The following is a 16,220-nucleotide window of genomic DNA, read 5'->3' as shown; positions in this document are numbered from 1 at the left end:
TTAAACCGAAAGTCTACGTAAAATGACTACTCATAACGTAAAGCTTTAATTGGGTTCTTGCGAGCTACTTTTGCCGCGTTACCACCGACAGTACTCCACGCTATTATCAACGATAATAAACCGACGCCTAAGCAAATAGGGATCAGCCATAGTTCGCTTAATCGATAAGGGAAGCTTTCTAGCCAAGACAACATCGCATATGCCGCTATTGGCCATGCAAGTATATTAGCAATCGCGACAGGTTTTGAAAATTGCCATATCAGTAAGCTAACGATGTCTCTAACACTGGCGCCCATCACCTTTCTAATACCAATTTCTTTGGTTCTACGTTCAACGGTAAAAGCTGATAAACCATATAAACCTAAACACGCGATAACAACAGCTAACAATGAAAACACTAAAAATAATTGCGCCGTGGTCACTTCATCATTATATTGCGCTTTCATCATTTCACTCAAGAATTCCAACTCAATTGGCTGCATAGGGACATTACGCTTCCAAATTAATTCAATTTTGTTTAGCAAAGAAGAAATATCGTCAGTACTGAACGTTAAGCTTGCCGCTCTTAAGCGCGTTGGATTTAAGGTATATGCAGTCGGTCGTACATCAAATTTAATCGAACGAAAGTAAATATCAGGAATAACACCAACAATTGTCAGATGTTGTTTACCGCGAACTTCATGCGCTAAGGTTTTTCCTATCGCTTGTTCTGCACTAGTAAAGCCAAGTTCTTTTAACGCTGTTTCATTTAAAATTACACTGCCTTTACCTGGCTCAGAGCTATTTTCAGGCACCAAGTTAATTTCATCACTACCATAGTTTTCATCAAATAAACGACCCGCAATCGGCGTAACTTTATAGGCTTCAAAAAAACCAAAGTCCATATTATGATAGTTCAATAAAACTTGCTCATTGGCTGTGCCATCACTGTGGGTTTCCAATAACTTAAAGTAATTATTATTTTCATCGTCTTGCGTTGGCGCTTCAGAAGAATAAACCACTGAACTTATTTCAGGCAGACTTAAAAGCTCCTGCTTTAAGCTCGCTAAGTTTTCACGTGCCGGACGAACATTTAAAACCAGCTTATTGTCGCTTTGATAACCAACATTAATATTATTTGAAAAAACCGTTTGACCATAAACCACTAAGGTTGAAATCACTAAAATTATCGAGATAGAAAATTGAAAAACAACCAATAAGCTACGCATTTTTGTTGAACTTTTTGATTCAACACTTTTTGTTGATTTCAGTATTTGCCCGGGTAAAAACTTTGACAAATAGAATGCTGGATACATCCCTGCACCAAGGCCAACTAGAATGGCGACCAATAGTAAAGACAGTAACAAAGCGGGATCAGAGAATAAGCGCAGCTCTAGTGTTTTTCCTAAAAGCTCATTATAAAGTGGTAAAACTATCTCTACCGCAACTAAGGCGAACATCAACGACAATATAACAATGGCAATAGCCTCTCCTAAGAACTGCAGTGCTACTTGTGTTCTGCTTGCTCCGAGCACTTTGCGCATAGCGACTTCTCTTGCTCTTTTACTCGCTTTAGCGGTAGAAAGGTTCATAAAGTTAATACAGGCTATCAACAACACTAAACCTGCAACAACAATAAAGGTACGGATCATATTGCTGTCACCCATCGGGGTTAAATCACCCATATTTCCGGCATGTTGTTTAGCGTTCAAATGCAGATCAGGTACGGGCATCAATCGTTGCTGAACAAAATCAGTTACGGTTTCATTATTGTCAAACATATCTCGTAAAGGGCTTTCATTGTCCATCCAATAGTCAATACGCTGCTGAAACTGCTCCATAGTCACGTTGGGCTTAAGCTTAAAATAGGTATAAACATTAAGGCTGGTCCATGTATGTAAGGTTCCGTCATCTTCGCTAAAAAGTAACGGCTGCAAACGAACAATCATTTCAGTATTTAAATGTGTTTCGTCTGGTAAGTTTTTAATCACACCCGTGATAGCAACTTCAGAGGTATTATCACTGACACAACAAATAGTTAATGTTTCACCGATAACATCTGTACGGCCGAAATATTTCAGTGCTAAGCGCTCAGTGATGATCAAATCCATCGGTTTATTAAAAGATGATGTTTTAGAGCCTTGAACAAAGGGTAAATCAAAAAGAGAAAAGAAACTGCTATCAACCATAGTCGCTTGCTCAGCGAAAGCATCCTCGCCTTTACGAACGGTAATACCAAACTGAATAAAGCGCACACCAGTTTCTACTTCGTTTTTAGCGTAATCTCGAATAGCGGGCATCATGCTGCCCGCTGAACGAACAGTTTCAAACTTGTCACGATTCGGCATCGAATATGAAGTGTGCATACGCACTAGTCGATCACTGTCCGTTAACCAACTATCAAAGCCGATTTCTTGACGAACGAATAGCATAATCAAGATGCAACTCATTAAGCCGACCGCAAGACCAAAAATATTAATCACAGAAAAAATACCATTCTTGATAATATTGCGCCATGCGGTGATCAGGTAATTACGAAACATTGGAAACTCCTTGCTGTATGGTTAAATCAGGCTGCACGAACATTTTCATTCACCACATGACCATCAAATAAATGAATGGTGCGGCGGGCATAATCGGCATGTGCAGGGCTATGTGTCACCATGACAATAGTTGTTCCTTCGGCATTTAATTGCTGCAGCATTTCCATGACTTCTTGGCCATGAGCACTGTCTAAGTTACCTGTCGGTTCATCGGCTAATATCATCGGCTGATCGCCAACAACAGCCCGAGCAACGGCAACACGTTGTTGTTGACCACCAGATAATTGGTTAGGTAAATGTTTAGCACGATGAGCAATGCCAACCTTATCCATTACTTTTTCAACGCGTTGTTTTCTTTCTGCTGCTGGAATTTTGTGATAAATCAATGCTAGCTCGATATTTTCCTGTACTGTCAGTTCATCAATCAAATTAAAGTTTTGAAAAATAAAGCCAATACTTTTCTTACGAATTTCTGACAGTTGTTTTTCAGAGTAACCGGCAACATTTTCACCCGCAAAAATATAGTCGCCGGCACTTGGGTTATCAAGCATACCAATGGTATTGAGTAAAGTAGACTTGCCACAGCCTGATGGCCCCATAATGGCAACAAATTCGCCTTTTTTAATTTCAATGTTTACATTGTCTAGTGCCATTGTTTCAATATTATCTGTTTGGTAACTTCTCGATAAATTATGTAATTTCAACATGTTATTTATTTCCTTATGGGTCTTTTTATATTAGTAACTGCGTACTAGTAATTTAGTTTGTGCTTGTTTATGGATTATTGTTTACTGATTAAATTTGAGACGCTGCATATCTTGGTAGCTACTATAAGGGCTAGTAACCACTTGCTCGCCAACTTCAAGACCTTCAATAACTTCAATAAAGCGACTATTTCGTCGGCCTAAACGCACTGTACGCTTAACAGCTTCATTACCGTTTTCAGTGACTACGAAAATCCAGCTGCCACCGGTATCTTGAAAGAAGGCACCATTAGGGATTAACAAGGCTTCGCTAGCATCACCTAATGTCAGTTTGACCTGAATAGTTTGACCACGACGGATGCCACTTGGCTGTTGTTTAATGAAGGCAAAGTCGACTTCGAATTGGCCGTTTTGCACTTGTGGATATATTTTTGCGATACGTAATTGGTAATCGTTATAGCTTGCACGTTGGCCAATATCGACACGACCTAAATAAAACTCATCGATAAAAGCGGTTAATTTAAAATCATCCGGTGTATCAATTTGCCCTAACCTTTCACCCCTGGCGATACTTTGCCCGACTTCAACATTAAAACCTGATAACTTTCCAGCCACTGGCGCCTGAACGTTAAGTTTTTCAAGGTTTTGTCTTGATATTGCTAAATTACTTTCTAAGCGCGTGCTCGTTGCCTTAAGGTAGCTTAATTGCTCCCCTTGCATCCGAGCATCTGACGCTTGGCTTTCTTTTGTTAGCTGTAAACGGTTTTTATACCAAGTTAGTGTATCTGTCGTATCATCAGCGATAGATTGACTGACAGCACCACTTTTAATCAATGAGCTTTGACGAGCCACTTGCCTAGTAAGTAATTTAATTTGATGTTCAATATCGACAACATTACGTTTATGTTGCAGTTTATTCTGTTCAAGGCTTAACTCAATTGAACGCATATTATTAAGTTGTTCGGCAACACGAGTTTCGTTACCTAGCACACTTAATTGCAGTGTAGTATTTGATAACTCGACGATTAAATCACCAGCCGTTAAATTGGTACCATCTTCAACTAATACCCGCTCTATTCTCCCCCCTTCAACCGCATCTAGGAAAACCGTTTTTGCCGGTGTTACTCTACCGCGTAAAGGGATAAAGTCTTCGAACACACCAGAAGTCACTGTAGAAATAGCAATGCGATTTTGTTCAACCACTAAACTATTGCCCGAAGATTTATCTACAATAAAGTATGCCGCCACTATCAGTAACAAAACGACTGTAATAATAACTAGCCATTTATTTTTTGAATTATTTGCGCCTGCAATTTCTCTATCCATGCCTGCGCCTGAAACGATTGAACTCACTGCAGCAGTTGCTGTTGCTTTGCTTTGTGCGTCCAATTGATTTGCTTGATTTGACATAGCGTTATCCTGATTTTTATTCATTAATCACTCTACTGTTAACAACGTAATATTCGGCGTACATTACAACGGTACCTTTATTGCTTTAATCTATTACAATAATCATTCCAAAACATAACCTATTGTTATTAAATGATTTACTAAAAATAGGTTCTAAAGATTTTATAAAGAACTGTACGTTTATGAACACTTACTGTACGTTAATGAACACTTTAAAAAATTAACGGCTATTGAGTAATTTGAATACCAAGCGACAGTGGCAGGGGAAAAACGGTAAATAATATGATGAAAACAACAGGGAAAATACTCATTGTTGATGACGACAATGATATTTTGGTAGCGAGCAAATTACTGTTAAAACGCAAATTTACCGATGTTAGCACCTGTAATCAGCCAGAGCATATCCCCACTTTTTTTGAAAAACAGCATTTCGATGTGGTATTACTTGATATGAATTTTGGCCCAGGAGAAAGCTCTGGTGCTCAAGGTTTTTATTGGTTAAAAAGAATTCGTGAGATTGCACCACAAAGCATTATTATTATGATCACCGCACATGGCGGTGTTGATGTCGCCGTGGAAGCGATGAAACTCGGCGCAACCGATTTTATTGCGAAGCCTTGGCATAACGAAAAAGTTATCGCAACCGTAACTACCGCAGTAATGCTAGCGCAATCACAAACACAAGCAAAAACGCTACAAGCAAAAAATGATGTTTTGGTACAAGTGAACAACCTAAATCATCAGCAAAATATTATTGGTAATTCTGTGCCAATGCAAGCAGTGCATACCCTTATATCACGCTCGGCACCAACCGATGCTAATGTATTAATTCTAGGTGAGAACGGCACAGGCAAAGAGCTAGTAGCACGAGAAGTTCATCAAAAAAGCTTACGAGCCAATCGACTCTTTATGTCTGTCGATCTTGGTGCCTTATCTGAAAGCTTATTTGAAAGTGAATTATTTGGTCATAAAAAAGGCGCGTTTACTGGTGCTAACCATGAGCGCATTGGTCGTTTATTAGCTGCCGATGGCGGTACCCTTTTTCTAGATGAAATAGGCAATTTGCCATTGCACCTACAGGCAAAGTTATTAACAGTACTAGAGCAACGTAAGGTTATTCCGCTAGGCTCGAATGAAGCTATCGCATTTGATGTTAGAATTATTGCCGCGACCAATGTTTCAAAGCATGCCTTACAAGATGAAAATAAGTTTCGCCAAGATTTATTATTTCGCTTAAATACCGTTGAATTAACGCTACCGCCACTGAGAAAACGCAGTGAAGATATTATTCCACTTGCCGAGCATTACTTGCAGCACTACGGAAAAAAATATCACAAGCCAACTAAAACGCTTTCTAGCGATGCTATTCATGCACTTAATACTTATCAATGGCCGGGTAACATTAGGGAATTGCGCCATGTTATTGAACGAACAACTATATTGTCTGCAACTGAGACGTTAATGGCGCAAGACTTTCAGCTCAGTACAGCGGCTCCCCAGCAAGTGTCTAATCACATTGAATATAGCAATGAACAACCATCCAGTGCATTTACAGAAACAGCTAACAATAATGTTCAAGAAAACAGCAGTCCAACAACATTATCGCAAGAGCTCAATCTAGAGAAATTAGAGAAACAAGCGGTGAGTTTAGCGTTGAAGAAACATAAATATAATATTAGCCATAGTGCAAAAGAGCTTGGATTAACACGCGCTGCACTCTACCGTAGGATGGAAAAGCATGGGCTTTAAAAAGTTTTCTTGGTTAATTATTTTTCGCACGATATTAACCATAATAACCGTCATTATCTTAACGCAAGTTTTAGTCAAAGATGGCTACCATATTACTAGCATTATGCTATTGCTTTTGTTAGTAACACAACTCGCTGAATTAGTTAATTTTGTCAGTAAAACCAATGCAGAATTAGTCAGGTTTTTCGATGCGGTTCGCTATGCCGATTTTTCACAGCGTTTTGAACTTAAGCATGTTGGCTCTGGTTTCGATGAGATGGGCAAAGCGTTTAACGATATTTTAGCGCGTATGCAAGCAAGTCGTCGTCATCAAGAACATGAAATTAAGCACTTAAAAGCTTTGATAGAGCATGTACCCGTACCATTAATCAGCATTCATCAAAATGAGCAAATTACTTTATGGAATAACAGTGCTAGACGATTATTTGGTAGTCATAATGTCACCAAATTGGAAGATTTGACACAATTCGGTCAATACTTTTCTGAGCAATTAAAGGCTTTACCAATAGGTAAGCGTGACTTAATTAATATCATAATTGACGGTCAAGAACATCGCCTTAGTATCAGCGCAACGCAAGTGGTCAGTGCCAACAGCACTGAAACACTGTTAAGTTTACAAGATATTCAAAGCGAATTAGATCTAGCACAGCTGCAAGCTTGGCAAGATTTAGTACGTGTGCTTACTCATGAAATCATGAACAGTATTACCCCTGTCGCATCATTGGCAAAAACAGCCACTGACATTGTTGAAGAAGTTAGAAATAATTCTCAGCTTCCCCAGCAAATAAATGAAGACCTTGATGATGTTTCACAAGCCGTTGCCACGGTCGCAAGGCGAAGTGAAGGTTTAATGAAATTTGTCAGTAGTTACCGACGCCTTACTCGCCTACCAAAACTCAATAAAAAACTCATCAAAGTTTCAACATTAATTCAGCAAGTACAAGCATTAGCGTGCCAAGACTGGCATGAAAAAGGTATCAGTTTAGACGTTAATATTGATCCACCGACCCTGGATATCTCAGTTGATATCAACATGGTTGAGCAAGTATTACTCAACCTGCTGCAAAACGCAGAACAAGCCTTTATCAATCAAAACACCAACAACAAGATAACCAATCAAGCTAAAGTGATGATTTCTGTATTTTTAAACTTGCGCGGTAGAGTAGTCATCGATGTCAGTAACAACGGTCCCATCATTCCAGAAGAGATTGCCAAAGAAGTTTTTGTGCCGTTCTATACTACTAAAATCGAAGGCTCAGGCGTTGGCTTAGCACTAAGTCGACAAATAATGCTTGCCCACCAAGGCAGTATTCTATTGCGTAACAACAATGATATAACGACAAGAGCAGATACTGAAAATAAAGTAGAACAGCACGATAGCAAGGGCGTTACTTTTAGTTTAACGTTTTAGTGCTTTGACGTTTCGACATTAAGCTGTAGAAAAACATTAACAATAGCATGTTAACAAAAATCAACCGGAAAACTAATCATCGCAACAGCGCCTTGTTTATCTGTTCGATTTATTAAAGATAGTTCGCCTTTGTGATTGGTTATTATTTGTCGGCTTAAGGCTAAACCAATACCTGAGCCTGCGGCTTTGGTGGTGTAAAACGGAACGAACAGGTTTGCAGGGTTGGCAATGCCACACCCTTGATCTAATACTTTAATGACCACCTGTTGCGCGGTTTTAAACAACTGAATATCGACGTATTTATTTATACTTTGATTTAAGTCTTTGTTTGAATTTTGTGCTTCATGGGCATTTTTAATCAGGTTCAAAATTACTTGCTCAAGCTGAGCTTTATCGGCATTGATAAATAAAGGCTCGGACAAGTTAATCGTGACATGTTGCACTAAGCTGGCAATTCCCTGCAACAACTCGACTAAATCAAAGCGCTGATAATTGGGTAAAGGTAATTTTGCTAAGTCTGAATAACTGTCGATAAACTGCAATAAGTTATTACTGCGACTGTCTATAATTTTAATCGCTTTTTGGCATTGCGCCGACGTTAAATCAGGCATTTCAAGTAAATTTTGACTTAGCGCTGAAATCGGTGTTAATGAGTTTCGTACTTCATGATTGAGAATTCGGATAATATTTTGCCAAGCTTGTTGCTCATTCTTTTGCAGCTCTTGGGTAATGTTATTCAACATGAGTAGATGATAATTATTGTTATTTTCTTTAAATTCACTTTGCCTTATTTGCCATGTTTTTGTCATATTAAATGGATTATCTTCTGATAAATGCCATAACCCATTTCGCTTATCTAAACCGAGACTTTTAGCTGGGCTTTGTTTAAGTGTTTGCCACGGCACAGAAAACAAGGTGCTTACTGCTGGATTAGCATGCTTAAGCTGATCTTTTTGATCTAGAATGAGGACTGGAGAGTCTAACTGTTCAATAAGACCATACAATAAAAACATCTGTTGGTCGTAACGGCTTTTGTTGATCTGCAAGCTTTGGCTGAGCGAGGATAGCTCATCAAAAAGTGTCGCGACAATACCCTGAGTAAAAGGCGATTTAGCTCGAAGACTATAATCTTCCATTTTCAGCGCTTCAGTTAAACTGGTTAAGCTGTAATAAGGCGCGAGTACTAATCTATAAAGCGCCACCAGTAAGCTGGTGTATATGACGATAAGCAACAAAATTGATGTCGACCAATTTACCCAGTCAAAACCGAAAGCAACGCCTGTTGTCACCAAAAGCACTATTGGCGGTAGCAGGATTGCAATGAGTAACCAAGCGAATTGACGCTCTAAACTATAACTTTGGATCAATTTGATATTTCTCTAACCTTCTATAAATGGCGTTTTTACCTAAACCCAACAATTCCCCTGCTTCAATGACGCGTCCGTGAGACTTTTGTAAAGCCTGTTTAACTAATTGCTCTTCTGCCTCATCAATCGTCATAAACGGTATTTCACCACTTGATTGTATCGCTAGCTGATCATCTAGCCCACTTACTTGTATTTCAGCCGAATCATTTAATAATACAGCACGCTCAATTACATGGCTGAGTTCTCGAATATTTCCAGGCCAATCATATTGGCATAAAGCTTTCTTTGCTTGTTCTGACAAGAAGAGTCCACTTTTATGGTACTTGTGACTTTTCTCCACAAGGAAATGTTCAGCCAAAGGTAAAATATCCTCTTTTCTTTTTCGTAACGGCGGAATGTCGAGCACAATGGTATTAATTCTATAATACAAATCTTGACGGAACTCACCGTTAGCAATCGCTTGCTGAAAATCGATATTACTCGCGGCGATTAACCTAACTTCTGCCTGCTGTGTTTTGCTTGAGCCTACGGCTTCAAATTCACCGGATTCAAGCACACGTAAGAGTTTGGGCTGTAAACTCATCGGGATCGTGCCTATTTCATCAAGAAATAAACTCCCTGATTGTGCGGCCTCAAAACGCCCCATACGATCTTTTTTTGCGTCAGTAAACGCTCCCTTAGTATGGCCAAACAGTTCACTTTCAAACAAGGATTCAGGAATGGCTCCCATATTCACCGTAACGAAACTCTCTTGATTCCGGGCAGAGTTTTGATGAATATAACTCGCAAGCAAACTTTTTCCGGTGCCGTTTTCGCCGGTAATTAAAATTGGCGTGTCTGTTACGGCAAGCTTTTGAGCTTGAGCAAGCACCAATTGCATAGCCGAAGACTCCCCTAGCATGAATACTTCGTTGGTTGAACGCTGTGCTTTTAAACGTTTATTTTCTAATTGCACTGAATCTAATTCAAATTGTTGCTCAATTAAACGGATTAAACGCTGATTTTTCCACGGTTTTTCTATGAAGTCTTTTGCGCCAAGCTTAATAGCCTCAACCGCAATTTCAACAGTAGACCACGCTGTCATAACGATAACGGGGAAGTGATGATTTTTTTCTTTCAAGCTCTTCAGCATATCCATACCTTCCTGACCAGACGTGGTATCGTACTGAAAATTCATATCAAGCAACATTAAATCAACCTGTTGCTCAGTTATTTTATCTAATGCTTGTTGCGGTGAATCCGCTTCAATAACAGTAAAGCCATAATTTTCGAGGATAAATCTAGCGGAGAGTCTCAGGTCACTTTGGTCATCAACGACCATGATTGTTTTTTGCATCTTGCCTTCTTTTCTATTAATTTTTATTTTTTATATAGACACTAGAGTTTGTGGCTTTGAGTCATAGCAATTGAAATGTATAAAGCGCAGTAGCAACATGCCTATTGCGCATTTTAATTTCACTTATTTAATACTTATTCGTTTCTCAATGCTTGGATCGGATCCGTCGCGATAATCTTCTTAGCAGGGAAGTAACAAGCGGCTAACGCGATGATAATTAACACCAGTATACAGCTAGCAGTCATTAACCAGTCAATAGACAACCACTGATTAATATGTTGTTGTGCCCAACCATAAAGTATAACTGCTAATAATAAACTTAGAGCAAAACCTGAGATAATTGGCGTAAATGACTCTTTAATGAAATCAGTCAATATGTGTCGACTTTTTGCTCCTAATGCCATACGAATGCCTAATTCGTAACGTCGCATTTGACTGTTGTAACTGATCACGCCATAAATACCTACCGCCGCTAATAATAACGCGAAAATAGCTAGCGTTAGGCTTAACCATAACGTTAGTTTTTTATGATAAACCAAATCACTATAAATGTCAGAAACTGAAGTAAAGCGCCAGACCTTTAAATCCGCAAATTTATCATCAATTAAATTAAGTAAGGTCATTTTATCTAGCACTTTGCCTGTCTGCATTCTAATGATGAAATTTGTTTTAGATGCAGAGAAGCCAAAATACATCATCGAACCTTGAACTTCCTGATGCGTGAAGGGATTGTATACATCTTCGACAATGCCAACGACTTTGTATGCCGTACCACCACCAGAATATATCATAGTACCAACGATATCTTTCTCACCCGCTATTTTCTTCGCTGCCGCCTGACTTAAAATCACGGACTCTTCGTCATTTCTAACTTCTTGGGCGGTAAAGCCTCGACCGGAAAGGAATTTTAGGCCAACGGTATCAAAATATTGAGTATCAATGGTGGTAAATGGAAATTGCCCTAAACCATTACCAGCACCATCTGAGATACTGGTGCTAGAATTTCCTCGACGAATAGGTGGATTAATTGCTCTCGAAACTTGTTTTACCCCCTCAATATTTTGTAATTCATTAATAAGCTCTCTTGATAGCTGCATCCTGTCAGCTTTCTCTGGATATGCGTCGCCGATATCTAATCTCACGCTGTATAGGCCTTTATCTTCAAAGCCCAACGGCTGACTTAATACACTTAAGACATTATTCATAATAAGGGAGGTCACTATTAACAACAAAGTCGCTAAGCAAATTTGACTAGTAACCAGTAAATTACGTACTTTCGCGTTAACCTGAGCTCCAGTACCTTTACCACTAGATTGTAACTGTGAAATTAGCTGTTTGTAATTGATGAGTTTTAGCGTAATGGTGGCAAATATAAGTGATAAAACTATGGTTAGCAGACCCGCAAAAACGACCGCTGTCCAATCTAAAGAAAGCTCTGAAAGCCTCGGCAACACACTACCCGCCGTGTTACGCAGTAACTTGATACTCCAACCAGCAATCACTAAACCAATAGTCATAGACGCGCAGCACAGTAAGAAACTTTCTAGCCAAATGCTAAAAAATAAATGTTTCAGTTTTGCACCTAAAGTGGCTTGAATAACCAAGGCTCGTTGTCGTTGCGCCGCTCTGGAAAAGAATAAGTTAACAATATTTGCACAAGCAATAAGTAACAATACGCCCGCGCCTAATAAAACTAATAAACCTATGTACTTATTATCACCAATAATGGCGACTTGTAAGTTTTGAAAACTTGCCACCAGTGCTTGATGTTTATCTTTGCCTACACGACCATTTTGCTGGAACATAGGATCAATTAACTGATTAAACTCTGCACTCGCCTGAGCCTGTGATGAATTTGGTAATAATTTACCAATGGCTGCTGTACTTGAATAAGCATTGTTCCAACTGTCAGCTTCTTGAGCATGAAAGTCCCATGGCAACCAGATTTGGCTTTGTTCTTCATCATTAAATAGATTAGGCTCGATAAAACTTTTTGAGATAACACCAACAATACGATATTGTTTATTACCTATTGTTATACTTTCATTCAAAATATTTCTGTCGCTAGCAAAACGTTCCCGCCATAGTTGTTCGCTGATCATAGCAGTGGGGTTATGGCTACCTACTTGTTCTTGTTGGTTAAATGCTCTGCCCATTAATATAGGCGTCGCTAATATGTCAACATACTCAGGACTAATGTAACTGACTTCTGTCAGTGGTTTTTCACTATGGCTAGCTAATACACTGCGGTTGCGATAAACCAGCGCCATTGACGTTAAACTCTTTTGCTTTTGATACATTAATCGTTGTGCGACAAAAAATTGCGAGTTTTTATAAACTCGTTCACCCTGCTGTATATCTTGCTTCATTAAAATTAGGCGCTCAGCATCAGGATAAGGTAAGGCCTTAAAAATCAACAGATGATTTAGACTAAATGCAGCCAACAATACCCCTAAAGTCAGTGCCAAAGTAAAGACAGTAGTTACCACAAAACCAGGCACTCGAGATAAACTAACCGCGGTTGTTTTCACTTCACTTAGTAAGGTACTCATACGGCCTCCTGTAAAGTACTGTCATTTAGAGTAATGTCATCTAAAATAACACCATCTAATAAATTCAGTTTTATGCTAGCGTGATCGGCATATCTAGGGTCATGGGTAACCATACAAATGGTCGTACCTGCTTTATTTAGGTTGTCTAATAAGGCCATCACCAAATCGCCATTTTTAGAATCTAAGTTACCGGTCGGTTCATCCACTAATAATATACTTGGCTTGCCTACTAGGGCTCTAGCTATGGCAATACGTTGTTGCTGACCACCAGAAAGTTGATTAGGTTTATGTGAACACCTGTGTTGCATTTCAACTTTTTCTAAACTTTCCATCACTTGTTTATTCACTTCTTTGGCTGACAATTTAGGCTCTCGGTATTTTAACGGCAAGGCGACATTGTCATAAACGCTGATTTCATCAATTAAATTAAATGCTTGAAAAATAAAACCAATATGTAAGTTTCTAATTTCCGCTCGGTCATCGGCGGTTAAATTAGCCACTTGCTCATCTTTAATTAGGTAACTGCCTGTTGTTGGAGTGTCTAGTAAGCCTAAAATAGACAATAGTGTTGATTTTCCACAACCCGACGGACCTGAAATAGAAACATAATCACCTTCATAAATAGCCATATTAATGTCACGAAGCGCGTGGGTTTCCATATCTATTTTTGAATAAACTTTACTGATATTTTTTAGTTCGATAAGAGCTTGCTTGTTCATAATTCAGTCCTTGTTAATCTGTGATTATCATTGTTTGGTTTTGTAGATAAGCAGTAGTATCGGAAACAATAAATTGTTCACCTGTACTTGCACCTGAAAGTAGTTCGATATTGTTGCCAATAATGCGGCCAAACTTCATTGTTCGCTGCATAGCACTTTGCTTGTTGTCAGCAAGAGTAAATAAAGGCTGGCTTGAGTTAGCTTTAACTCCGACGGGATGTTTGACATAGAGCGCATTGCTTAGTAGGCCGATTTCAATTTTTCCTTCAACTTTCAGCTCAGGTCTTGCATTGGCTGGCAGTGCTTGTGTTATATCGATATCAATAATGACACTACCGTTAGTAATAACGGGGTCAATACGGTTCACTACGCCTCTAACCAAAGCTCCACGAGTATTTATTTCAGCTTGATGACCAATGGCAATCTCTTGTGCCTCTCCTTGTGGAATTTGAAGTTGCGCCATCATGGTTTTATTACTGGCGACTAATGCTAATTGCTCTCCTGATGCGACACTTTGTCCTAACGTTACCGGTAATGACTGTAATACCCCTTCGATATCGGCATGAATCACTAGACCGGCCTGTAAAGATAATTTCAATGCCAAATTAGCTTCAAGTTGCTTAGCAAACTGCCCTTGTACTGCTATTTTTTCTTGATGTGCTGTTTTTAAATGAGCCAATCTTTGTTGTTCAATCTTTAGTTGTTTCTCAAATTGTTCTTCGGTTAATTTTGAACGCTTAAAATCTATTGCCGAGACAATACCGTTAGCGGCTAAGCTAGTTTGTGCCTCAACTTTTAGTTTCGCCGCGGCTAAATTAGATTTAATATTCACCAAGTTAGCTTGATACGACAAATACTCACTTTTTTGATTAACTTTCAACTCACGTAAACTGGCATTATGTCTGACTAATTCCATTTCAGCATTGTTAACTTGTAATAAAAGATCGGGATTACTTAATCTCATAATAATAGTATCTGCCGTAACCTGCGTTCCAGGTAATACAAGAACCTCTTCTATCGTAGCTACCGTTGGTGCTGTCAGTAACCGTTTATGCTTTGAAATAAGCTTACCAAAGCCAGAAATAGTAAAAGGTAAATCGCTTTGTTGCACTGAAGCCACTCGAATGTCACTTCTGGCGAGTTTATTTTCTGAGCTGGGGCTATTAAGTTGCCAACCAGCGAATGTTAGTGCACATATTAGAAAAGTTAAACGCTTTAGCCATGATACTTTTTTAACTTGAATGTTTCTCTTTATATCCATGATGATCCCTAGACAATAGTAAAGTTTACTTAATGTCTATATAGCCATTTACATACCAACACTTAATACATTGATTTTAAACAACTTAAATAAATCACAATACGTTGTTAAATATAGTTCTTACCGAAAAAGGGAAAGCTTTCTGAAAAACGTGAAAGGTATATAGGTGGATCAACTGACTCGAGAACTAAGCAGGAAAGTTCGACAAAGATAACGTACTTCAAGAACTTTAATACCATGGAATAAACCTTTCATCTAAAAAAGGGGAATTCAAAGCAATATTTCAATCGCGTTTTACACAAAAAACGTCTTAGAAAACTTATGCACTTAGTTCACGGCATCGATCAAATTGTGGCTAGCATTGATGTATTCCCTCCATTATGAGGAGAATTATTATCGGGAAAGGTAGGCGACTAAGAGGTAAAAATAACTGATTTTCTTTATGGGAGATTCATATACACGGTATGCACTATGCCGTCATCATTTTCTTGATACATTGAACAATTCCATTACCGCTTTATCTTGTCTTATTCTGTAAAGATTATTATTTTTTTCGCAAGGTGGGGATTTTTAACCCAACCTCTGATGACGCGATCAATATACTAAGTCTTCTTAATTGTGTTTCTTCTTTTTTGGCACTCATTACCCACCAGATAGAGTCTCTTTTATAAGACGGTGCTAAATTAGTGAAGAATTGCCATGCGGACTGATTAACCTTGATTTGCGCTTCGTACTCACTAGCAAGTGGGACTTTTCTATCCTCAGAGGAATAACCTTTTTCATCACTTCTATTATTAAATACGTGTATGCCTGCTGGTCTCATCTTGCCAAGCGGTATGAGCGTTTTAACCTTATTTACGTTCACAGCACTCCAAACACTTTTTAATTTACGCGGAGTAAAGCGAATCTTATAGCTTTGTTCATCGATGGTTTTTCGTATGCCGTCAACCCAACCAAAGCAAAGAGCAACATCGACAGATGAAGACCAAGTCAGGTTTGCTCGCCCTGTACTTTTCTTTAAATATCCTACCCAAAGCTCACTAGCTTCAGAGTTTTCTTCTAACCAATGACTAAACTCTTCTTGGTTGTTAAAAAAAATTACATCTCCCATTCTTTACTCTCCGTGTTTTACCACTAATTTTCATGTCACAGTCATATTATTTTTCAAAATCCCAGATACTTTCATAAC

At 38.7% G+C, this 16,220-nt stretch carries 11 protein-coding genes; 2 read left to right on the top strand and 9 right to left on the bottom strand.

Annotation, left to right across the window (positions count from 1 at the left end):
• Positions 1–26: 26 nt before the first annotated feature.
• The 3 genes from B7C41_RS00445 to B7C41_RS00435 form a co-directional block, all read right to left on the bottom strand.
• Positions 27–2,522, bottom strand: a complete 2,496-nt coding sequence (locus B7C41_RS00445; protein ID WP_085296800.1) for an ABC transporter permease — start codon at positions 2,520–2,522, stop codon at positions 27–29.
• A gap of 26 nt (positions 2,523–2,548) precedes the next feature.
• Positions 2,549–3,229 (bottom strand): ABC transporter ATP-binding protein, encoded by a 681-nt coding sequence (locus B7C41_RS00440; RefSeq protein ID WP_085296799.1) that lies wholly within the window; start codon positions 3,227–3,229, stop codon positions 2,549–2,551.
• An 81-nt stretch (positions 3,230–3,310) separates the two neighbouring features.
• A complete protein-coding gene (locus B7C41_RS00435; protein WP_158089061.1) occupies positions 3,311–4,660 on the bottom strand; it encodes an efflux RND transporter periplasmic adaptor subunit in 1,350 nt (449 codons plus the stop codon).
• A gap of 258 nt (positions 4,661–4,918) precedes the next feature.
• On the opposite strand from B7C41_RS00435, the gene B7C41_RS00430 reads away from it, so the two are divergent.
• Positions 4,919–6,385, top strand: a complete 1,467-nt coding sequence (locus B7C41_RS00430) for a sigma-54-dependent transcriptional regulator (RefSeq protein WP_235839565.1) — start codon at positions 4,919–4,921, stop codon at positions 6,383–6,385.
• Positions 6,375–7,796, top strand: coding sequence for a sensor histidine kinase (locus tag B7C41_RS00425; protein ID WP_085296797.1), 1,422 nt, complete (start codon positions 6,375–6,377; stop codon positions 7,794–7,796). The genes B7C41_RS00430 and B7C41_RS00425 overlap by 11 nt, the downstream gene beginning before the upstream one ends.
• Positions 7,797–7,846: 50 nt before the next feature.
• Here the strand turns inward: B7C41_RS00425 and B7C41_RS00420 are convergent, their stop codons facing one another.
• From B7C41_RS00420 to B7C41_RS00395, 6 genes are all read right to left on the bottom strand, one after another.
• Positions 7,847–9,163, bottom strand: coding sequence for a sensor histidine kinase (locus B7C41_RS00420; RefSeq protein ID WP_085296796.1), 1,317 nt, complete (start codon positions 9,161–9,163; stop codon positions 7,847–7,849).
• A complete protein-coding gene (locus B7C41_RS00415) occupies positions 9,147–10,499 on the bottom strand; it encodes a sigma-54-dependent transcriptional regulator (protein WP_085296795.1) in 1,353 nt (450 codons plus the stop codon). Before B7C41_RS00415 ends, B7C41_RS00420 begins: the two co-directional genes overlap by 17 nt.
• A 134-nt stretch (positions 10,500–10,633) precedes the next feature.
• The gene (locus B7C41_RS00410; RefSeq protein WP_085296794.1) at positions 10,634–13,051 is read right to left on the bottom strand and encodes an ABC transporter permease; all 2,418 of its coding nucleotides are present in this window, start codon (positions 13,049–13,051) and stop codon (positions 10,634–10,636) included.
• Positions 13,048–13,770: an ABC transporter ATP-binding protein gene (locus B7C41_RS00405; protein ID WP_085296793.1), complete on the bottom strand. Its 723-nt coding sequence runs from the start codon at positions 13,768–13,770 to the stop codon at positions 13,048–13,050. The genes B7C41_RS00410 and B7C41_RS00405 overlap by 4 nt, the downstream gene beginning before the upstream one ends.
• A gap of 13 nt (positions 13,771–13,783) precedes the next feature.
• A complete protein-coding gene (locus B7C41_RS00400) occupies positions 13,784–15,031 on the bottom strand; it encodes an efflux RND transporter periplasmic adaptor subunit (protein ID WP_085296792.1) in 1,248 nt (415 codons plus the stop codon).
• A 544-nt stretch (positions 15,032–15,575) separates the two neighbouring features.
• On the bottom strand, positions 15,576–16,142 hold the full coding sequence (locus tag B7C41_RS00395) for a YdeI/OmpD-associated family protein (protein WP_085296791.1): 567 nt from the start codon (positions 16,140–16,142) through the stop codon (positions 15,576–15,578).
• Between the last annotated feature and the right edge of the window lie 78 nt (positions 16,143–16,220).

The organism is Cognaticolwellia mytili, assembly GCF_002104475.1.
GTDB classification, from domain to species: Bacteria; Pseudomonadota; Gammaproteobacteria; order Enterobacterales; family Alteromonadaceae; genus Cognaticolwellia; species Cognaticolwellia mytili.
The sequence above is the reverse complement of the archived record's forward strand: the minus strand, read 5'-3'. Positions and strand labels throughout refer to the sequence as shown.